General features: G+C 44.9%; 18 protein-coding genes and 1 pseudogene. 16 read left to right on the top strand and 3 right to left on the bottom strand.

What is annotated here, in order from left to right; genetic code table 11:
• Nucleotides 1–192 precede the first annotated feature (192 nt).
• Nucleotides 193–360, top strand: coding sequence for a hypothetical protein (locus ACGF7G_RS11520; protein WP_387465602.1), 168 nt, complete (start codon nucleotides 193–195; stop codon nucleotides 358–360).
• Between the two features lie 273 nt (nucleotides 361–633).
• On the opposite strand, the gene ACGF7G_RS11515 is transcribed toward ACGF7G_RS11520, so the two are convergent.
• Both ACGF7G_RS11515 and ACGF7G_RS11510 read right to left on the bottom strand, forming a co-directional pair.
• The gene (locus ACGF7G_RS11515) at nucleotides 634–1,536 is read right to left on the bottom strand and encodes an Rpn family recombination-promoting nuclease/putative transposase (RefSeq protein ID WP_387465600.1); all 903 of its coding nucleotides are present in this window, start codon (nucleotides 1,534–1,536) and stop codon (nucleotides 634–636) included.
• A gap of 612 nt (nucleotides 1,537–2,148) precedes the next feature.
• Entirely contained in the window at nucleotides 2,149–3,360 is a 1,212-nt protein-coding gene (locus tag ACGF7G_RS11510; RefSeq protein ID WP_387465598.1) for a hypothetical protein, read from the bottom strand.
• Between the two features lie 272 nt (nucleotides 3,361–3,632).
• On the opposite strand from ACGF7G_RS11510, the gene ACGF7G_RS11505 reads away from it, so the two are divergent.
• From ACGF7G_RS11505 to ACGF7G_RS11450, 12 genes are all read left to right on the top strand, one after another.
• Nucleotides 3,633–3,890 (top strand): hypothetical protein, encoded by a 258-nt coding sequence (locus ACGF7G_RS11505; RefSeq protein ID WP_387465596.1) that lies wholly within the window; start codon nucleotides 3,633–3,635, stop codon nucleotides 3,888–3,890.
• Between the two features lie 612 nt (nucleotides 3,891–4,502).
• Nucleotides 4,503–5,078: a type 4 pilus major pilin gene (locus ACGF7G_RS11500; protein WP_387465595.1), complete on the top strand. Its 576-nt coding sequence runs from the start codon at nucleotides 4,503–4,505 to the stop codon at nucleotides 5,076–5,078.
• 177 nt (nucleotides 5,079–5,255) lie between these two features.
• Nucleotides 5,256–6,053 (top strand): prepilin peptidase, encoded by a 798-nt coding sequence (locus ACGF7G_RS11495; RefSeq protein ID WP_387465593.1) that lies wholly within the window; start codon nucleotides 5,256–5,258, stop codon nucleotides 6,051–6,053.
• 99 nt (nucleotides 6,054–6,152) lie between these two features.
• Nucleotides 6,153–7,772, top strand: coding sequence for a shufflon system plasmid conjugative transfer pilus tip adhesin PilV (pilV, locus tag ACGF7G_RS11490; RefSeq protein ID WP_387465591.1), 1,620 nt, complete (start codon nucleotides 6,153–6,155; stop codon nucleotides 7,770–7,772).
• 66 nt (nucleotides 7,773–7,838) lie between these two features.
• On the top strand, nucleotides 7,839–8,363 hold the full coding sequence (locus ACGF7G_RS11485; protein WP_387465589.1) for a hypothetical protein: 525 nt from the start codon (nucleotides 7,839–7,841) through the stop codon (nucleotides 8,361–8,363).
• Between the two features lie 82 nt (nucleotides 8,364–8,445).
• Entirely contained in the window at nucleotides 8,446–8,787 is a 342-nt protein-coding gene (locus ACGF7G_RS11480) for a toxin co-regulated pilus biosynthesis Q family protein (RefSeq protein WP_387465587.1), read from the top strand.
• A 4-nt stretch (nucleotides 8,788–8,791) separates the two neighbouring features.
• Nucleotides 8,792–10,393, top strand: coding sequence for a PilN family type IVB pilus formation outer membrane protein (locus ACGF7G_RS11475; RefSeq protein ID WP_387465585.1), 1,602 nt, complete (start codon nucleotides 8,792–8,794; stop codon nucleotides 10,391–10,393).
• Between the two features lie 36 nt (nucleotides 10,394–10,429).
• A complete protein-coding gene (pilO2, locus tag ACGF7G_RS11470; protein WP_387465583.1) occupies nucleotides 10,430–11,692 on the top strand; it encodes a type 4b pilus protein PilO2 in 1,263 nt (420 codons plus the stop codon).
• Nucleotides 11,679–12,218, top strand: a complete 540-nt coding sequence (pilP, locus tag ACGF7G_RS11465) for a type IV pilus biogenesis protein PilP (RefSeq protein ID WP_387465581.1) — start codon at nucleotides 11,679–11,681, stop codon at nucleotides 12,216–12,218. The genes pilO2 and pilP overlap by 14 nt, the downstream gene beginning before the upstream one ends.
• A gap of 22 nt (nucleotides 12,219–12,240) precedes the next feature.
• Nucleotides 12,241–13,803, top strand: coding sequence for a GspE/PulE family protein (locus tag ACGF7G_RS11460; RefSeq protein WP_133814593.1), 1,563 nt, complete (start codon nucleotides 12,241–12,243; stop codon nucleotides 13,801–13,803).
• Between the two features lie 6 nt (nucleotides 13,804–13,809).
• On the top strand, nucleotides 13,810–14,907 hold the full coding sequence (locus ACGF7G_RS11455) for a type II secretion system F family protein (RefSeq protein ID WP_387465579.1): 1,098 nt from the start codon (nucleotides 13,810–13,812) through the stop codon (nucleotides 14,905–14,907).
• A gap of 14 nt (nucleotides 14,908–14,921) precedes the next feature.
• The gene (locus ACGF7G_RS11450) at nucleotides 14,922–16,037 is read left to right on the top strand and encodes an ATPase, T2SS/T4P/T4SS family (RefSeq protein ID WP_387465577.1); all 1,116 of its coding nucleotides are present in this window, start codon (nucleotides 14,922–14,924) and stop codon (nucleotides 16,035–16,037) included.
• Between the two features lie 176 nt (nucleotides 16,038–16,213).
• On the opposite strand, the pseudogene ACGF7G_RS11445 reads toward ACGF7G_RS11450, so the two are convergent.
• Nucleotides 16,214–16,537: pseudogene (locus ACGF7G_RS11445) on the bottom strand (transposase); the annotation flags it as partial.
• Nucleotides 16,538–17,013: 476 nt separating this feature from the next.
• Here ACGF7G_RS11445 and tssI point away from each other — a divergent pair.
• From tssI to ACGF7G_RS11430, 3 genes are all read left to right on the top strand, one after another.
• Nucleotides 17,014–18,987 (top strand): type VI secretion system tip protein TssI/VgrG, encoded by a 1,974-nt coding sequence (tssI, locus tag ACGF7G_RS11440; protein ID WP_387465575.1) that lies wholly within the window; start codon nucleotides 17,014–17,016, stop codon nucleotides 18,985–18,987.
• Nucleotides 18,980–19,813 carry a DUF4123 domain-containing protein gene (locus ACGF7G_RS11435; RefSeq protein ID WP_387465573.1) on the top strand — a complete coding sequence of 278 codons (834 nt, stop codon included), beginning with the start codon at nucleotides 18,980–18,982 and terminating at the stop codon, nucleotides 19,811–19,813. The genes tssI and ACGF7G_RS11435 overlap by 8 nt, the downstream gene beginning before the upstream one ends.
• Nucleotides 19,814–19,848: 35 nt before the next feature.
• Nucleotides 19,849–20,031 (top strand): hypothetical protein (locus ACGF7G_RS11430; protein ID WP_387465571.1); only part of this gene is annotated, 183 nt, incomplete at its 3' end.

The following is a 20,031-nucleotide window of genomic DNA, read 5'->3' as shown; positions in this document are numbered from 1 at the left end:
TTATTTGTGCTGAAAAAGTTTACTTGGCGATTATTTAAATCGTTCTTAATAAAGCGTCATGATTATAATTAATGAATCTTTAAGGGGAATATTAATTATTAATGGGTGATAATTATTAATTGGTATGGCAGGGGTTACCCATTTTAGGTATTAACGCAGTTTTATTTGGTTTTAGTGATAGGAAAATTATGAATGGATAATTATTTTATATTTTATCGATCAATTGATGATAAAAAATCGATAGGTAAGTATGATTATACAAATCGCTATAGGAGAAGTAAGCTTGATGATATAAGAGGGAAAGTATCTCTTCCGGTTAGTAAAAGAAAAGATAGTTTTATTGCGGTGCTAGTAAAATAGATTTTTTACGGTGGTAACAAATAGATAAAATGAAATCATGTTTGAAGTTGGATTGTTTCTTTAGGGCGACAGATAATACATCTATTATATACCCGTTATCTTTCAAGTTGCCTCTTTGTTGGCTGCGCTTGCTCACCCCGGTCACATAGTTTGCTATGCTCCTGGGGATTCACTCCCTTGCCGTTGCGATGCATCTTGAAATCCATAGGGTATAAATAAGAACAAAAATGCCGATTTTGAAATCGGCATTTTATTGTAAAAGAGAAGATTAATTTAATGCTTTAACGCTTCAATTTTATCCCGGCTCAGTCCGGTACTGGTGACAATAATGTCCAAACTCACGCCATGCCGTAATAGGGCTCGAGCCGTTTCCACTTTACCTTTCTCTCGGCCTAGTTCAATACCTCGCTCAAGCCCTTTTTGTTCAAGCTGTTCTGCAATAGTCATCAACATCGTTTCATGCTCCGGAGATTGTTCAATCAGTTGATGGACAAATTGGGAGAGATCCAGCGTATGTCCATTCAGTAAAATATAGCGTAACACCACATTGCGCTGCTCGGTTGTATTATACCCTGCATTCAGGAGTTTCACTAATTGGGGGACCCATTCCAGCATATCCCGGCAACGAATATGTTTTTGCACCAGTTCCATCAGGGCAACCCCTTTATGCGTCAGGATCTCTTCATCGCTGAGCACACTGACGTCCACCAACGGAAACGCCTGACGGTATAAGCGGGCAGCCTGTTCAGGGAGCGTAAAACAATCCAGCCACCGGTTTGTGTAAGGATATGGCTGAACTTCCCCATGATAAAACAGCAGAGGCACCACCAAAGGGAGTTCAGTATGGCCTTTTTTCAGGTGGGCCGCCATAGCTGACATGGCATAATACATCAGCCGCCAGGCCATCAACGGGTCAGGGGTGGACTGATGTTCAATCAAGCAATAAATATAACCTTGTCCCCGGGCCGTTTCAACCGAGTAGAGCACATCACTGTGCAGTTGACGTAAATGCCGATCCACAAAACTGCCGGGCTCCAGTTTCAATGTGGCTAAATCACACAACAACTGGATCTCTTCGGGCAGATAAAGGGATAAAAATTCCCTGGCCGTTTCGGGTTGCGTTAAAAAATGCTTGAATAGCGCGTCATGGTGAGGCCGTTTTTCTTTCTTTGCCACAATCTGTTTCTCTGTCTTATCAGGTAGTTATTACTACTCATTGCCAAGGTATAGTATTTCTACCAAGTTACAAAAAACATTGTCTCAGATTTCCTCAGGCAAATCTTTACTGAATGCATTATATAGAAGAGCCTAAAGAATAAAATATCAGAAAAGGAAAAACGAGAAAAAACATTATATTTACAATAATTACTTTATGAAAGCCATTCATTTAAATCAGTTTTTAACTTGCATTTGCATAATAATAATCCCTCCTCGTCAAAATATCGATTACTTATATTTTTGTTAATCTTGGATGTTCAGAACGCAAAAATTGGACTGAGTTCCATTCAGATGATCTATTATTTTTAAATGTTATTTAGGCAGCAACAAAACTTCTGCTCCACTTAGTTTATAAAATTTTTTATTAGGTGGAAATGACAGATCTTCTGAATAAGATTTTATTTTAATTTCACCAGCATCTTTTGTGATGAGAGCATAAGCTAGCCCTAATCTTGGGTTATTAGTGCTTCCGTGTACTTAAAACTCCGTGTAAATTATCTGTAACGTGAGTAATATCATCCATTGAAAAACGATTAGCAGTCTCCATGGCACTTACAACCTTGTCATTTCTTATATAATCAAAATTAAGGCCAATATTATGGATCTTATTTCCTGATAATAACCTTTTTCTATCAAAGGTGCTATATTACCGTGTCTTAACTCACCAAGATCGGTATTTTTAAGTACTAACGGTTTACCTGCTGTATTCCCTTCAAAATTCCATAATAATGGCAATTCTGTATTTTCTTTCCATTTTTCGTAGTTTTTAATAAAGTCGAAATACAGAGGATCATTATTGTCGATATAGCTGATAAGAGTTGTCATATATGAGGTGTTATCGGGATTTTCTAGCACTCTCTTATTTGAAAATTCTAATTTATTGCTAAGTTCTTCCTTTGTTAATCCTTCTTTTAACATAATTTCATTATTTTCTCTTCCTCTAAGCTTAGGCTCTGATAATTTTACAATATCAGATATATCCAGTGAGGAATCTTTTACTCTAGCGTAAGCAATATCTGGCGCATATTGATTAATTGCATGATAACTTTCATGTATTAATGCAGTAGACATAAAATTTTTAAATTTATCCTCAAAATAACCCAGCCGTCTATTTCCATCAACGAGAGCATTTGCATAAACTGTCAATATGGGTTCTCTTTTTTGGAAATATGAAGATGCGGCAGAATTATCTGTAGTTTGAAGAATCGTAATAGGTTTATCACTATCATAGCCCCCTGAATATAAAGTATTATCATTTGTGCTTAATTTTTTTAAAAAGGAGATTTGATCTTCTAATTTTTCCATTATTTTATTTTTAACTCCATCAGAATGATCACCAAGGAATATATCAAACACACGGTTCACTTTTTTTATCGTTTCTGGCTCCTTCTTCCCAATTGTCTCTATACTATTTTCTAATGTTCTTATTGCCTTACTTTTTGCATCCGACATTAAATTTCTAATACTTTTAGCTTGGGATTTCTCGATATTCTGTATATGTTTTGGTGCCGATTTGCTCCGCAGAGCACCACCTCTTAAACCAACATCTGAATGTTTAATCCAGAGCCCGTTATTATCTCGTTTAACGGGAATTGCATAATTAAATCTACCAGGATTGGCCGGGTTCATTATCCTCCATGTTCGGTTATCATTATCCCAACGTACCTGCCAGAAATCTCCGTATTGTTTAATATAATAGTTTGTCTGCATATTGACACCGGCATTATCAGTACGTAACTTATAAATGTTTTCAAACCGACCATCACTGGTTCCTTCCGTCATTAGTTCAAATCCCTGATCGGGAACTTTCCATTTATCGGGCAACTTACTATATCTAATGACGTCTGATTCCAACAAATCAATAGCATCATTTTGTACCTGAACTCCTTTTTTTAAAAGACTTGATTTTCTGAATCCCTTATAAGCACCCTTTATTTTCTGTATCTGGCTCTGTTATTAGATCCACTTTCTGATTGATGAGAATAAAAAGCCTAAGGGAACCAATAGGTTATCAATAGGCGCGGATTTGTCGTTGATTGGACGTGAGACTGGTGGTGCATGTAAGGCAAAGATTACGAGGAATAGTCAAAGCCGATGAACTTAAGGCTGGTGATACAATATATACACGTGATGGTCAAACTACTCTTAGCTCAGTTAAATTGAGAAACACAGATCCGTTAGACGTATATAATTTCGTGTTAGAAAAAACAGATGATAAAAGTGAATTGTTACCTGAAGATGCTTTGCTTTTTGCTGGTGGCGTTTTAGTCGGTGATAATAATCTGCAAAGAAAGGTATCGATAGCAAATTGATATCTCAGACTGTTGACAACCCCTATTGAAAGGATAGGGGTTGTTTTTTAGTCATAGAAAATTTCAAACATCATTTTTGGCAGTTGACGAGTTTCTGGTGGCTTCAAAATCCTGCTCAACGGTTTTTCCTGCATTAAGTTGGTGGGTTTTATCTGCCGATAATAGGAAAATATCTCACCCCCCATTTTCACCAAAATGTGATCTGTGACAGATACGTCACAACAGTAACGCTTAACAACAACACCGCTAAATAAATTAAAAATATTTATAAATAATCATTTCTAACTAATTGACAGAATAAAATCCTTTGGTTTTTTAATGAGCTATATCATTAATTTTAATCGACACTCACGATGGAAATTAATATATTTGATAGTTTTTAACGATCGATAGTATTATTTTTGAACGTTTTAAACAATTTTATTTTTCAAATTATAACGCATAAGATTTATTTCAATTCGAAATATTTAAATTTTATAAATATTTTGATTAATGTGATTATAACGTATATGTTTTATTTATTTTTGTAAGCATGTGAGTTTTCAGTTCAGGCGGCAGTTCTGAAGTCGCGCGTTGTAGCGCGTCTATCATTTTGATTTTGGAGTTATCAGCATGAATAAGAAAGTCAGTGTGTTACTCAGAACCAAGCATCAATCGGGCTTTACGCTGATTGAAGCATTGGTTGTGATGATTGTTGGCATTGTGATTTTGGCCGCAGCCGCAGCGGGGATTGGTAAGTTGTTCCGAGCGTCGGAAATTTCAACAGAGTCGTCGAATATTACTCAGATGGCCGCAAATTTGAAATCAATTAAAAACGGCGCTAAAGGTTATGACAGCTTGGATAACAAGATTGCCATCCATTATAAGGTTGTTCCGGCCAATATGACTCAGGATGGGACCAGCGGGATTATTTTTAATAGCTGGAATGGCAAGGTGCTTATTTCGCCGGGAGATGCTACCGCTCAGACGTTTAAGATTGAGTATCAGAATGTGCCTGATGAGGCTTGCCAGCAACTTTCGTTGAAGTTGCGCGTGGCGGGTTGGTCGAAAATGACCGTCGGTGGTGGTGGTGGCGGGAAGGGGCAACAGTCGGCCACGGAAATTAAGCCGGATTCAACTTTGGCTCAGATTAATACCGCATGTAATGCCAATGATGCTAATACGGTGACGTTTGTTTCTGCCAGTTAGGTCTATTAAGTCTATATGTGATGTGTAGCTTGGTCGTCTTATTGAAGACTTCTCAAGCTACACTTGCTGTGGTGCAGGAAAATGACCGGTCTGCTTTGGTTTTGTTGGTGTTTCCTCACTGCTTATTTTCCTTACTGAATGGGGCGCGTTTCGCGCTAAATGTGTCGGGAGATCATCATGGTAATAGGGTGGCTGCAATCTTCTGTGGGGTGTTTGGTCCTGGCGTCGGGGTTACTGGGATTGTGTGTCGGCAGTTTTTTGAATGTGGTGATCTGCCGTCTGCCGATCATGATTTTCTCTGAAATCAATCATGAGGCGGTTGGCTTTAACCTCTGTTTTCCTGGTTCGCATTGTCCACGTTGCAGTCATGCGTTAGCGGTCCGCGATAATATTCCGCTGTTGAGCTATGTATATCAGAAAGGGCGTTGTCGATATTGTAACGGGATGATTTCAATACGTTATCCGCTGGTTGAGGGAACGGTAGCGGTGCTTTTTTCCTTGCTGGCTTTAGATATGGGCTGGAGCTATTCGCTGTTGGGGTTGCTGGTGTTCAGTTCGCTGTTGGTGGCATTGGCAGTCATTGATTTCGAATATATGTTGCTGCCTGATCAACTGACACTTTCTTTGTTGTGGCTAGGGCTGCTGTTCAATCTGCAATCTACCGGATTTGTGGCACTGCCTTTGGCAGTGAGTGGCGCGGCTTGTGGATATCTGTTTTTCAGGTTGGTTGAGTGGGTCGCCCGGCAATTGACTCAACGTGATGCATTGGGAATGGGGGATGCCAAATTCCTGGCGGCGCTGGGTGCCTGGTTGGGGGTGGAAGCGCTTCCATCAGTGGTTTTGCTGGCGGCAGAGTTTACGCTGATAACTTATCTGGTGATCCGCTGGCGACGCAAAATTAAAACGGTCCCACAGATACCTTTCGGGCCAGGTTTGGCGATGGCTGGATTAATTGTGGCGTTTTTCCATAGATAGCCGGATATGAGCTCGGCGCAGCGCTCTTGGGTGGGATCTCTTTTGGGTAAAGAATTCATCGGATGAAATAAATGTTCATACTTTTAAGAAGGGCTATTTATGCATGATGAATCTGTGTCCATATTAACAATACGTCGCCGTAATGCCGGTTTCACTTTACTGGAAGTGACGGTTGCACTGATGGTGCTCGCGTCAATGATGGTGGTTGGTGTGGTTTATCTGAACAGGCAGAGTGATATGTTGGTTAATCAAGTGGTTGCCGGGCAGATCCAGCATCTAGGCGATGCAGTGGTGGATTATGTGAATGATAATTACACCGCTTTAAGTCAGGGGCCCACTCCGGCATCTATCAATTGGGCAGAGATGCTCCCCTATTTACCTCCGGGACTGGACCAAAATACGGTCAATCCGCTGGGTCAGAAATATGATGGCGTATTACGTGTTGTCATGTTGCCTAATGGCAAGAAACGCATTGATCCGTTGATTTACACCGTTCCGGCAATGGCTGACGGCAAGCCGCCGGATGTTGCGGGTCATTCGATGAAAATCGCGCAGTTGATTGGTGTTGGCGGTCTCTACCTGGATTACAGGGATCGTGACAGCCATAATCCGGCTACTTATTGGAACAGCTATGGTCAGGTCAATGCGCCTGAATCTTTTGCCGGTTTTTTCCATGAGCAACCTAATGAAATCGGACGCATTTTTTATGCTCCGTTCATCCGGGACGCGTCAACCTATGGGCCAGGTACATTAGCCGGTGATTTGCTTCACCGACAAAAGATAGACGCTCATCCTGAGTGGAATCGGATGGAAACCAGCATCAATATGGGCGGCAATAGACTCGATCAGGTGGATACGCTGTCGATGCAAGGTGCTGGTGTTGTTAATGGTGTGAATAAGATGGCTTTTTCTTCCCATTTTCAGGAAAAACAATCTTATGTCGCGCAAGGTGATGATGGGGAAATGGTTGTCAATCCGGCGCATGGTACGTTGTTTATCCTGGATGGTAACGCCAGTTCTAATAAGAAAGGTACCTTGGCCGTTGGTGATGTTCATGCAGATAAGGATGTGGTTGTCGGCAACAATTTAGTGATAAACACCAAAACCGGAAGCGTTGCCGGTGGTGATTGTCCGGCGTTGGGTAGTGTATCCATGAGTAAGCAGGGAGATTTGTTGGTGTGTCAGCAAATAAGCGCCCGTATTCCGGCTTTGCAATGGAGAGAGGCTACCGGAGGCGGCAGGAGGTTGTTTGCGAAACAGACGGTCATCGGCAGCGGCTATTGGTCTGCGGCGGGGGTGAAACCTGAATTGACGGGGGAGATAGCGACCTCTTATGTTAGCAGTGGGGGTAAGGCAAACAGTCAGCCTTTCTTCAATAATTCGGATTCTTCGGTGCCAGTCACCGCCTCCACGCCACCGCTTTCTGATGGTTATCATATGCGTTGCGTATTAGCAGTGTATGAAGCGGATAAAAATGGCAATAGTCAACCATTTGATTTACCTATAGTTTCTCAGAGTTCTGGATTGACGGATTATCTGGAAGGCAGTACCAATATAAACCTACAGAATGCCGGGACTTGTGCTGTGACATTCATTGCCGGGCCGCACCGCAAATATAACATTACCAGCGTGTTTCACTCTTCTAAAAACAGCGATCCTATTTGGGAAATGCTAACGGATGATCAGGCGCATCCCGTGCGCCTTGTTATTTGGAATTGATGAATTTGGAATTAATGAATTTGGTTTAGTGAATTTCTGCTGTCTTTAACTTGCAGGAGAACAAAAATGTGGTCATTAGCTATTGTTGGGATCGTCATCGTATTTTTTATGCAACTGATTTTTGGCGAGTTATTGTATGAAGTCCGTGTGCAATCGGTGCGTGCCAGAACGGATGTGGCTGCGTTGTTTCGTAGTTATGCTTCAGCCAGTGAGCAATTGCTTCATCATCATTCTCAGGGAGAGGTCAGCCGTCGGAAGATGCGGCAGGTATTGACTGCGATGCACATGGAGTGGGTGAACACCGATGCTTGGTGTGACAACGTTTCTGGTAAGTGTCTCTGGGGAGCATTTATCTCAGGGTCACATGTCTATATTTTCCGTAAAAATATCAGCTACGGTGACAATGTGTTGCTACATGGCGCTTTTGCGGAATTGCTGAGATGGGGGGCGGAACCCGATCAGATCGGTTTCAAGAACGGTTCCAGGCTGATCGATGGCAGGGGAAAACGAATAGGCAGCCTGCTTGCCAGACAATTACCCGATGGTGTCCGGAAATTTGTGTCTGACGGCGCGCTGGTGGAAATACTGTAATTGCTGTTCGGTAAATGGATTTTTCATCTAACTGACTGATTAGTAAGTTTTTTGTCTGCTTCTTTTTCTTTGGAAAGATCTCATGAACAAAATAATCGCATATGTTTTTACGGCTGTTGTTTGTCTATCAAATGTCGCCGTTTACGCAACACCTGTGCCAACGCGGGCTCCTTTGGCTGCGGAGTGGACAGCAACTCCGGGGCAAACTCTGCGTGATGTTACGCAAGCATGGGCGAGTAGGTCCGGCTATGAAGTGGTATGGGATGCCTCTTATGATTTTCCGATCCGGGCTGGCCTGCATTTTAAGGGGACATTTATTCAGGCGATGAGTGAGCTATTCGACGCTTACACGATGGCGAACCGTCCTTTTACTGTTGATATTTATCAGGAACAGCGGCTTGTTCATGTACAAGCTCAGGGGTAATAACATGTATATCCAGTTTTTGACGTTTCCCAGATTGATATTGTTGTCTTGCATAGCCGCGGGTCTGTCAGGTTGTGCGGCAATCAACAAAGTCGATCATCAGGCGGATACTGAGATGGCGAATGCGACCGAAATTATTAAGGGATTACGCAATAGTGCCGCCACCACTGCGGTACATGTTCATGAGCATGGTTATTGGGTGTCAACCAAGGAGATCCCATCGAAGAAGGAGAGTGAAACTGTCTCCTGTAACTTGACCTTGCAGGAAGCAGAGCCGATGACGTTGAATGAATTTGCCGGCAAGGTCAAACGCATTTGCGGTGTATCGGTCGTGATCAGTGCTGATGCACGGCTTGCGGCGTATCCCAGTTCGTCATCGGGTGAAAAGGGAAGTGAGCGGGGAGTGGTGGTTGTCAATTCAGGTACACAGTCAGTCTCTGAAGGTAGTGAACCGGAAGCGTTGAAAATCAATGTCAATTGGCATGGATCTCTGGCGGGTTTGCTCGATTCAGTCATTTTATCATCAGGGTTGCATTGGAAAGTACATAATGGCGCAGTGTATATTTTCAAAACAGAGACGCGGGTGTTTCAAATATATGCATTGCCGGGTACAGATGCGTTGTCTTCCAGCGTGACCGCGACGACCAGTGCGACGTTCGGTGGTGGAGCCGGTGGGACTGATAGTGGTAACAGCGGTAGTACTCAAACCCTTGCGACTTCTTTGACACGCTCAGTGATGGATGAGATCCAAAAAACAGTGTCAGGGATGCTAACGCCGGATGGAGGTAATCTAACTTTGTCTATGGCAACAGCATCATTGGCAGTAACCGACTCACCTGAAATACTCGACAGAGTTAAGGATTATATTGATCAGCAGAATAAATTGCTGACTACGCAGGTGGTGCTTAATGTCAAGATCCTTAATCTGACGTTTGATCGGGATGATCAGTATGGTGTCGATTGGTCGTTGGCTTATAAAAGCGCTCACATAGGATTGGGTGATAAGAACTCGAGTGTGATTGATGAGGGAAGTATCAATACCAATATCCACATTCTCAAAGGACCATTCAGTGACAGCACTTTGCTGATTAAGGCGTTATCGGCTCAAGGCAAAGTATCCATAGTGACGCAACCCTCGGTTACCACATTGAATTTGCAGGCGGTACCGATGCAGGTGGCAACCCAGACCGGTTATGTTTCATCAATTTCTAGCACGCTGACACCACAAATCGGTACTTCGGTGGGGATTGAACCCGCGACAGTGACGACCGGTTTTAATATGTTGATGCTGCCTTATGCCATGGCCGACAAGCAAATATTGTTGCAATACAACATTAGTTTGAGCGATTTGAAAAAGCTGGCGAAATTTGGCAAGGAAGAGACCGGTCAGGTGCAATTGCCGACAATAGATTTACGTGCATTCAGTCAGAAGGTGCGGCTGCATTCAGGTGAAACCCTGGTGCTGTCAGGATTCGAGCAACAGTCGGATACCAGTGAACGCAGTGGTTTGGGCAGCCCGGATAATCAGATTCTGGGAGGGAGTCGCGAGGGTAAAACAAATCATAATGTGATCGTGGTCATGATTACCCCTATAGTGGTAGATTGAAAGTTGACCAAGACAGAGACAGACGTGGAGCACGTCATGCAAATCAAGTTATATGGTAAGACTCTGGTGGCCGGCATCATCTGGCGACCACCGGTAACTGGGTTAGCGCGTTCTAACATGCGCAGAAATGGGATTGCGGCGGGGTTTACCTTGGTTGTCCGGCATCGTGTCGGGCAAGGTATTCAGGTCGGTTATATACCAAAGGAGACTGGGGTGCCGGGTGATTATTCATTGGCCGCGGCCCTTGCCAAAGTGGTAGATAAACCTAACTGGATAGGGGCGTTTCGTTTGTCTGATGGGCATTATGCGTTAGTCGCGGTACATCAGGGCGCAATCATGGCTGGGCGTGACTTGATCGGACCCCGCGAAGAGATCGAAGCGAAGTTGCGTGATACGGTCCAGTTGGTAGAGGGAGCTAACGGGGTATGGAATGCGATTTATGCGCCGAAAGAGTTTGAATCGTTGTGGCCGGAGATGCCGTTGGCACAGTTGTTGCCGAAATCCGCACTGAAGAAATCTGTCGGTCAGTTAGAAAGTTTAACGGGTGAAATGTCGAAGTATCAAATTAAGCTCTTTGGCATGATCACAGGTTTAGTGCTTTTGCTGGTCGGCGGCTGGTGGGGGTGGCACATTTATGAGCAGAATACGGTATTGATCATCCCGGATTTACCCAATGAAGTGGAAATTCCACCGCCGCATCCGTGGCTTGCACAGCCACGAATGGAATGGCAGTTCTCCGCATGGAAGAGAGCCTTAGCCAGGGTTCCCTTATTCCTTGCTGGTTGGCAGGTTGAATCCATTCTCCTGGATACGGATACGGTTTCCGTGAGCTACCAGCGTCATGAAGGGATGCCGATCAATATTTTTCAGGTTGCTGCTATCAATATATTCCGGTCTGGCCCTGTGATTTCCAATGGGGGAGAGCAGGCACAAGTATTAATACCGTTCAATCAGCAGAGTGAGGATCTGCCGGAAGGCGACGACGACGCATTGCCGTCGTCAGATCAGGCGCTGATTGGGTTAATGTCTTATTTCCAGGCATTGGGTTTGCCGCCTCCGGTTTTAACTGAAAGCGCTTCTGTTCTGCCACCCCCTCCTCCTGCGGTAGAAGGAGAGACTCATGTGTGGGCTAACCCTGACTGGCAGACTTATAGCTGGACGCTCTCTTCTCAATTACCGCCAGATGCTTTGTTTTCAGGTAAGCCACTCCCTGGATTGAGGGTCACCAGTGCCAGAATTGTGTTATCTGATGGTTTTCCTCAGTGGGAGCTTAGTGGAGTTTTCTATGCAAAAAATTAGTCAGTTTATGATCCGTGTCTTTGTGGTGTCGGTATTTTCCCTGGCATATGCACAAACATCACCTGCTGAGATCTCGACGGTTCAGGCAAAACCCGTTGTGCAGAAACCGGCATTGCCGACAGCAACGACTGACAGTGTTGCTGAACAATTGGCAAAGTTACAGACCGAGGTGATGCTACTTAAAGCTGAGACGGCTAGAGCAAATGCGCAGGCTGAACTCGATAAAATTTCCAGCGTCGTGAATAAAAGCGGTGCGGCTAATAATGATCTGCCTTTAGTTAAGTCAATCTTTGGGCGCAGCAATGCTCTGATTGCCACGCTGCGGTTTCGTTCGGGAGGCATTATGGATGTGAAAGCCGGTGATCGGTTACCGAATGGTTACCAAGTTATCCGCATTAATAACGGAGTGGTCACTTTTACCAAACAGGGGCGATTTTATGATGTGGGACTAACTGCGACGAATGATGCATCGTTATTGGATAGTCTGGATTTAATGGTTGCACCGCCGTTGCCGTTAAGTCGTTAATTGCTGATAGGTGGAAATTCCTATGGTAATAACAAGTTCCGATCTGCTGTGTATGGTCAGGCAGGGGGCGAAAGTGTTATCCGCCTTGAGCGGCGCACTTGAAATAGAGTTGGCGAATCGCAGTTTGATATGTCTTATTGAGTTACCTCAGCAACAGGGGCAATGCGTGCTTGCTGTGTCCGCCTCTCACCGGCTCGATCCCCATGTACTGGCTTATGAGGAAACGGTTAAAAGACACGGTTTCATTTATCAGATAGTCACCTGTGGGATGGGGAACATATTGGAGTTGTACCGTCTCAGCAAGAGTCATCACCATAGCCATGGGTTGGGAGGCACTGAGTCCGATGTTCAGCGTTATATCATTCGCTTAATCAGTGAAGCCACGCAGGAGCGAGCATCGGATTTACATATCGTCGCTCGCCATAATTATTGTGAGATCCGGTGTCGTATTGATGGTTATTTGCGGCCGGTGGAGCAGTTGCGTCCGGAAGAAGGATTACGACTGTGTGCGACGATTTACCAAAGTATGTGTGACGTGGCAGAGCCGACTTTTAAGCCGATGCAGGCACAGCGTGCGCGCATGAAGGATGAATTTCTTACCGAATGCGGGCTTTCTGGGGCGCGGATTAATACCCGTCCGCTTGATCGTGGCATGTTAATGGTACTGAGGTTGCTGTATGCGGATAGTCCCGGTACGGTGTGCACCTTGAGCGATCTTGGCTATTTGCCGGAACAGTGTCAGATATTGGAAGAGCTGATGGACCATCGGGCCGGGGTTGTCCTTTTGTCCGGTGCGACTGGCAGCGGCAAGAGCACTACCCTGAAAGTTGTGATGCAGAAGTTGATAGCTGAACAAGCGGGGATTCATTTGCTCACGCTTGAAGATCCACCTGAATATGAGATTGAAGGCGCTAACCAGTCGCCCATAACCGGCGATCGTGGTGATAGCGTGGTTGTTGAACAAGAATGGGCAATGGCAATCGCTGATGCTATGCGGCTCGATCCCGATGTGATCATGGTCGGCGAGATACGTGATGCGGTTACCGCAAAGATGACGTTCCGCGCCGCAATGACAGGCCATCTCATTTGGACCACGATACATGCAAACGATGCTTTAGCGATCCTGCCCCGTTTGCAGGATGAGGCGGTAATGGAATCACTGTTGATGGATCCGCGATTGGTGATTGGTTTAGTCAGTCAATCATTGGTTCAGGTGTTATGTCCTCATTGCAAAGTTTCCTTACAAGGGCATGAACAGGAAGTCTCCGAGCGTCTGTTAAAACGGCTGAATCTTTATTGCCGGCCGGAATCGGTTTGCTTACAGGGGGAAGGCTGTGATTATTGCAAGCAGAGCGGCATTATGGGGCGAACGGTAGTCGCTGAAGTGGTACACACTTCTCCGGGCTTAATGCAAGCCTATCGAACCGGTCATCATCACGCAGCAACCCGGTATTGGATTACGGAGATGGATGGCTTAAGCAAGATTGACGCGCTTATTCGCAAAATAAATGACGGAATCATCGATCCTCGTGCTGGAGAACGCGTAATGGGGCCGATTATCCCCACGATCCATCAAATGGAGTAAAACACCATGTTCCTGACCGATTTTGTTGAAAGACTGAACTATCGAATGGTGAAGATACAGTTCGGTAAAAAAGCGCGGGTTCGTTTCTATGGGCATCTTATTATGATGCTGGAAAATCGTGTCATGCTGATTGATGCGTTACACGAGATGTATAACATCGCCAGCGATGAAGGCCAGAAACCCAACAGTGGTTATGCGTTGGTCTTGAGTAGTTGCTATGAATCTGTGAGCCAGGGCAGCACTTTGGCAGAGAGCTTGCAGCAATGGATTGGACCTAATGAAGTCGCGGTGATTGCTGCGGGCGAGCGCTCCGGCGACATACATAGTGCTTTCATGGATGCGATCGCCATGATCGAAGCGGGTAGTAAGATCCGCAATGCGGTTATCGGTGCCTCTATTTATCCGGCGGTGCTGATTGGGATGATATGCGCCTTGTTGCACATTGTGGCGGGTAGTTTGGTTCCCAAACTGGCGGCTGTTTCTAAGCCGGAAACTTGGGATGGTGCCGCTTATACCCTTTATGTGATGGGAACATTTGTCAATGACTATGGGCTGTATTCGCTGATATTTCTGGTGATATTGATAGTGCTATTGTCATTATCAATGTCTTTTTTGGGCGGGCGGTTGCGAACAGTCCTTGACCGGTTTCCACCGTGGTCACTGTACAGAACTATTCATGGCAGCATGTTCATACTGAATGTATCGTTGCTAATCCGCTCAGGGATGATGTTGCAATCGGCGCTGGAATTGCTGTTGGAACAGGCGGGTTCGCGTTGGTTGTATGTACGTATTGCTGCCACGCTTGAACATATTTCAATGGGGGCTGGTTTTGGCGAGGCGTTGCGCGATACGGGTTATCGTTTTCCCGATAACGAGGCGATCAGTTATCTGAGGCTATTGTCACGGTTGCAGGGTTTTGATCAGTCGATGGCGAAGTTTGCCCGGCACTGGCTGGATGAAACGATAGTCAAGGTTCAGATAGTCACCCGTGGATTCCTGCTGGCTTCGATCCTGATGATTGGTGGCATGTTGATGCTGGTCGTCACGGCGGTGTCTGGCATTGAAAATGCCATTGAACAGTCGCTATCTTTACCATCTGCCTAATATTGGGATTAACGATGAAAATCAGACAGGACATTGAAACTGAAACCCGTGAAGGTCAGGGAGCGGATGGTACATGCCGTAAGGAAATGCTGGATGAGCTTAGACAGGCTTGCGGACCGATTATCCTTCAAGCGCTTGATGACAAGAATGTGATAGAAATCATTATTAATCCTGATGGAAAACTGTGGATTGAATTGCATAACCAGAGCATGAATGAAGCTCAATCCGATTTTCCGTCAGAGGCGGCGAAGCGGATTTTGCTTATTTCTGCTTCATTGCAAAAATCGGCTATTGGTACCGATATGGGCCTGATTGAAGGTGAATTCCCGTTGGGCCGCGCCCGCATTGCCGGCGTACTGCCTCCGTTGGCAAATGCGCCTGCTATCGCCATTCGCAAACACTCTCCCGTTGTATTATTGCTGTCTGATTACCGGAAAAGCGGCATTATTAAGCCGATAGGCGCTACCGCCATGCGGCAGACTTCCGGGCTAGCGATCCACAAACGCAGCTTTGAGCACCCGATTGAGGCAATTCGTGAAGCTGTAGTTATGCGCAAGAATATCTTGATCGTTGGCGGTACCGGTAGCGGGAAAACGACGCTGACAAATACTATTTTGCATGAGATTAGTCTGCAATGCCCGAGTGACCGTATCGTGGCGATTGAGGATACGATGGAATTGCAGCTTAACAATGCTAATCGTGCACTGTTACAAACCAGTAAGGATGTGGATATGCGCCGCTTACTGCGGACGACGATGCGTTTGCGTCCGGACCGCATCGTGGTAGGCGAAATTCGCGGTGGTGAAGCCTATACATTGCTCAAGAGTTGGAACTCCGGGCACCCTGGAGGTGTAACAACAATACATGCCAACTCATCTGAGGAGGGGCTGCAAAAACTTTCGCATTACATTTATGAAGATGAAGCCGCGCAGAGTTTCACGTCTGAGACGATCGGTTGGATGATCGCCAAGAGTGTGAATCTGGTGATAGTGATAGAAAAGATAGTGGCGGAACCGGGACGAGTGGTGACGGAAATTTGTGAAGTTTCTGGGTTTATGAATGATCGTTACAACATGAATGTCTTGTGCTTGCAGAGTAATGGTCATTGTGAATTCAAGCCACGTATTTGAGGTTGGATTTGATGTTACAGATTTCTCAAAGCACAGTTTTAAATAAAAAGTTTTTACTTTTTAAAAAGAGATTTGTTTTACGGGTTAATAGGTTAATAGTTTTTTGTTTTGTCTTCATTTAAATGGCTATTTTAGCGTAATAAATGGTATGTGCATTTAGTTAACCCGAATTCTGTTTAAGCCGTCACTGAAAAATCGTCTTCCGAATAGAAAACATTCGGTGATGGCTTCTTCCATTTAAGACAGTAAACAATCAAACCGCTTAACACGGTCAACATAAATCCTTTTATACTTCGGTGGCGCGAATGCTCTATTTGAGAAAGGGTTTTTAATTGCCCATTGCTCGTCTCGATGATAAATCGTTTTGATAACATTATCTTATCCCATTCAGCAAGGCGGTGGGCTTTCATATTACGGCGTTTTTTAGTGATAAAGGTGATCCCGGTTTTGGCTAAATCGTCAGCGAGTTCCTGGCTGAGATAATCCTTGTCGGCGTAAACCATGGCCTGTTCCTCCCCGGAGCTGTTTAGGTGTGCACCAAAACATTGCTCCAGGAACAGGCTTCACGTCAATTTCTTATCCAGAATTCGGGTTAGTTAGCTTTATTTTTTGCGTTTATGACGACATTATCTAAGAAAATCTCAGATTAAATAGCGTTATGTGGTATTGGTAAGGTGCGATATATGTAGAAGTGCTAAAGGTCTGCTACTGTGTTTTATCGCGGGTTCAGGTCAGCGATCCTGCTTAATCACATTGAGGCAGTTAATTCTAACCCATTAAATTTCTTATCGTTATTTGTCACATCTCGCAAAAAAACTCATTTTTACAGAATAAAATTCTGTTATTAAAACAAAATAAGTGTTTTATTTCTTCCCTTTTCTATTCTCCCATTTATATGGTTATTAACTAAACCGATGGCGGTTAATAATTTCTTTCATTTCCTGAGCGTCAACCTCGCTCAGTTAGGAGGTCAATAATGGCAGATCCAGGACGGGTTTTTACCCTCACCGTAGGTAATCTCCCGGCGCAAACTTTTGCTGTGGTTGAATTTACCCTGAATGAAGCACTGTCAACGTTATTCTGCCTGGAAGCCACGTTAACCAGCGCTGACCCGGATATTGACTTTGCTGATGTGCTGGATAATTTCGCCACACTGACCGTTTATCGCGACGGACAACCGGAGCGCAGTGTGACCGGCATTGTGACGCTGTTTGAACAAAGCACGACCGGTCGTCATCGCAGTCATTATTCCCTGACCCTGCATCCGGGTTTATGGCGTGCGGGATTACGGGTTAATTCCCGTATTTTTCAGCGCCAGTCGGTGACCGATATTGTTGGAAAATTGCTGAAAGAAAATGGTGTCAGGAACTTCGTGTGTAACCTGCGATATGACCATCCTGAGCGGGAATTTTGTGTTCAGTATGATGAAAGCGACCTGGTGTTTCTCCAGCGCTTATTGGCGGATGAAGGGATATTTTATTACTTTGCGTTCAACCAGGAGCCGGATGAACCGTTAGTGGTTTTTTTTGATTCCTATCGAACAAACGGCAACCATTCACTGCCTTATCATCCCGGATGGGATGCGACAGGAAGCCAATGCAGTATCAATCAATTTCGCTGGCGTGAACAGGTTGGCATTGCCCGTGTTTTTTTGCGCGATCGTACCTTTAAAAATCCCGTTTGGGCGGCTGAATATTTCTATCACGAACGTCAGCTTAACCATCAACGCTCAGATCTGCACAGTTACTATTACTACGATTTTCCCGGGCGCTATAAAGACGAATCAGGACAGCGGATCAGTCAATATCGTCTGGAAGCTCTTCGCCGTGACGCCATGCTCGGTCACGGGCAAAGTGACTGTTTTGCCCTTTCGGCGGCTTCGGGGTTTACGCTTACCGATCACCCGAAAGAGAAATTTAATGTTCTCTGGCAAGTGATTGAAATCAGTCACCATGGCAGGCAACCGCAGGCCGATGAATCCCGTTTTGGTGAGACAGGGACCACGTTAACCAACAGCTTCACCTTTGGTGATTGTAATCGGGTATGGCGTCCGTCACCTTACCCGAAACCGCGCATTGACGGCTTGCAAATTGCGACGGTGGTTGGCCCGGAAGGGGAAGAGATCTTTTGTGATGAGTATGGGCGGGTACGGGTGCAGTTTGCCTGGGACGAATACGGCAAATTTAATGATAACAGCTCCTGCTGGATCAGAGTCAGCCAGGCATGGGCTGGCCAGCGCTGGGGCATGATTGCCATTCCGCGTGTGGGTCAGGAAGTGCTGGTGGATTTTTTACATGGTGACCCGGACCAGCCGATTATTATTGGGCGCACCTATCATGCCAGCAATATTGTGCCGAACCGGTTGCCGATAGCAAAAACCCAGATGTCAATTCGTTCAAAAACCCATAAAGGCGAGGGGTTTAATGAACTGCGGTTTGAGGATGAAAAAGACCGGGAAGAGGTGTTTATTCATGCGCAGAAAAATCTGGCGATCCAGGTGCGCAATTCCCGGGATGAGAAAATTAATTACAACCGCACCACCACGATTGGACATGATGACGAACTGGTAATTGCCAATAACCGCAAAGTGACCGTTGAGGGACAACAGGAACATAAAACCACCGGTGATTATATTGCTCAGGTTGACGGTGACAAAGCCTTGCAGGTTAAAGGCGATGTGATACAGAAAATACAGGGCGTATTCAGTATCGATACCAGTGATGACATCACCGTAACAAGCGGCGGCAAAATCACCCTGAAAGTGGGCAGTAATTTTATTGTCATTCATGCGGGTGGTGTGGATATTAAGGGGTCGTCTATTAACCTGAATTCGGGGGGTAATCCCGGCGTCTTATTACAACCGGTTAATCCGGCTATTTTGCAAAGTGCCGCTCATGCCGGTTCAATGTTTGTTGCACATTGTCCGATGGAGAAAAGTCACAATGGTTAAAGAAAAACTTTATGCTGTCGTTGACGCTGCAACAGAATCGAAGTTGCTGCTTATATTGGGGCATTTTAAGCCCCCTTACACTTGTCTTTACGATGAATCTTTATCGCCTGAATTACTTAAGGTTGCGCCTTATTTAGTGGAGGTAACAGAAAAATTTAAACTCTACTTGGAAGAGTGGAAAACCCCCTGGGGAATTTACTTGAGTACTCAGGCGGACATGAAAACATTACGTCGGCATCTGCGTAAGCATTTACAAGTATTATTACCCGGTCAGGATAAACCGGTCTTCTTCCGGTTTTATGATCCGCGTAATATCTGGGATTTTCTCAACGTACTCAGTGACTGGGAAATTCACTGCTTTATGGGGCCGATAGATAAAATTGCCACTGATTATCAGGGCAATATTCAATGCCATGATTTTCTCGCGGCCAGAGAACAATACCCACAAGGTGCCAGTAATAAAAGAAAGCTATTGTCGATTACGCCAGAACAATTGGAAAAAATTGATGCTGCTTTTGCTGAGCGTTATGTACAGACATTAGTGGCATTAATTATCGAATGGGAAGTTATTGAGGGATTTGATTACGTTGGTTATATCCGAGCCCTGATTACCGAATTAAAAAATATCGGTATCACGGATGATCACAGTATCCGGGGGATCTTAAAATTATTCTTTTCACAAAGATACCGATCTGTTGAAGAATCGCCTGTCCGCTATAAACGTATATTGAATAATATCGGTGAGCCGGGGCATATTCGGGCTGAGAAACTGTTATTTCAGGAGTTAAAGAGATCATCGTCACCTTGGTTCCAGTTTAAGGACTAATTATTTTTAACCTGGTGAAATATGAGGAGGAGAATATGGGTAATGCGGTAAAAATAGGTGATATCGGTACGGCGCATGATGATTGTCAAGCAACGCCAATTATTTCGGGCGCTGCCAGTGTAAAAGCCGATGGTATTCCTCTGGCTCGTCAGGGGGATATTTTGGCGTCTCATTCGTCCCATTCACGAATAATTGCCGGTGGCTCCAACACCGTTTTT

Origin of the sequence: Photorhabdus sp. RM323S, from assembly GCF_042879375.1 — a bacterium.
GTDB lineage: Bacteria > Pseudomonadota > Gammaproteobacteria > Enterobacterales > Enterobacteriaceae > Photorhabdus > Photorhabdus tasmaniensis.
The sequence above is the reverse complement of the archived record's forward strand: the minus strand, read 5'-3'. Positions and strand labels throughout refer to the sequence as shown.

Coding starts and splice junctions, on each gene's coding strand:
- ACGF7G_RS11520 (WP_387465602.1), top strand. CDS start 193: ATGGATAATTATTTTATATTTTATCGATCAATTGATGATAAAAAATCG.
- ACGF7G_RS11510 (WP_387465598.1), bottom strand. CDS start 3,360: ATGACGGAAGGAACCAGTGATGGTCGGTTTGAAAACATTTATAAGTTA.
- ACGF7G_RS11500 (WP_387465595.1), top strand. CDS start 4,503: ATGAATAAGAAAGTCAGTGTGTTACTCAGAACCAAGCATCAATCGGGC.
- ACGF7G_RS11495 (WP_387465593.1), top strand. CDS start 5,256: ATGGTAATAGGGTGGCTGCAATCTTCTGTGGGGTGTTTGGTCCTGGCG.
- pilV (WP_387465591.1), top strand. CDS start 6,153: ATGCATGATGAATCTGTGTCCATATTAACAATACGTCGCCGTAATGCC.
- ACGF7G_RS11485 (WP_387465589.1), top strand. CDS start 7,839: ATGTGGTCATTAGCTATTGTTGGGATCGTCATCGTATTTTTTATGCAA.
- ACGF7G_RS11480 (WP_387465587.1), top strand. CDS start 8,446: ATGAACAAAATAATCGCATATGTTTTTACGGCTGTTGTTTGTCTATCA.
- ACGF7G_RS11475 (WP_387465585.1), top strand. CDS start 8,792: ATGTATATCCAGTTTTTGACGTTTCCCAGATTGATATTGTTGTCTTGC.
- pilO2 (WP_387465583.1), top strand. CDS start 10,430: ATGCAAATCAAGTTATATGGTAAGACTCTGGTGGCCGGCATCATCTGG.
- pilP (WP_387465581.1), top strand. CDS start 11,679: ATGCAAAAAATTAGTCAGTTTATGATCCGTGTCTTTGTGGTGTCGGTA.
- ACGF7G_RS11460 (WP_133814593.1), top strand. CDS start 12,241: ATGGTAATAACAAGTTCCGATCTGCTGTGTATGGTCAGGCAGGGGGCG.
- ACGF7G_RS11455 (WP_387465579.1), top strand. CDS start 13,810: ATGTTCCTGACCGATTTTGTTGAAAGACTGAACTATCGAATGGTGAAG.
- ACGF7G_RS11450 (WP_387465577.1), top strand. CDS start 14,922: ATGAAAATCAGACAGGACATTGAAACTGAAACCCGTGAAGGTCAGGGA.
- tssI (WP_387465575.1), top strand. CDS start 17,014: ATGGCAGATCCAGGACGGGTTTTTACCCTCACCGTAGGTAATCTCCCG.
- ACGF7G_RS11435 (WP_387465573.1), top strand. CDS start 18,980: ATGGTTAAAGAAAAACTTTATGCTGTCGTTGACGCTGCAACAGAATCG.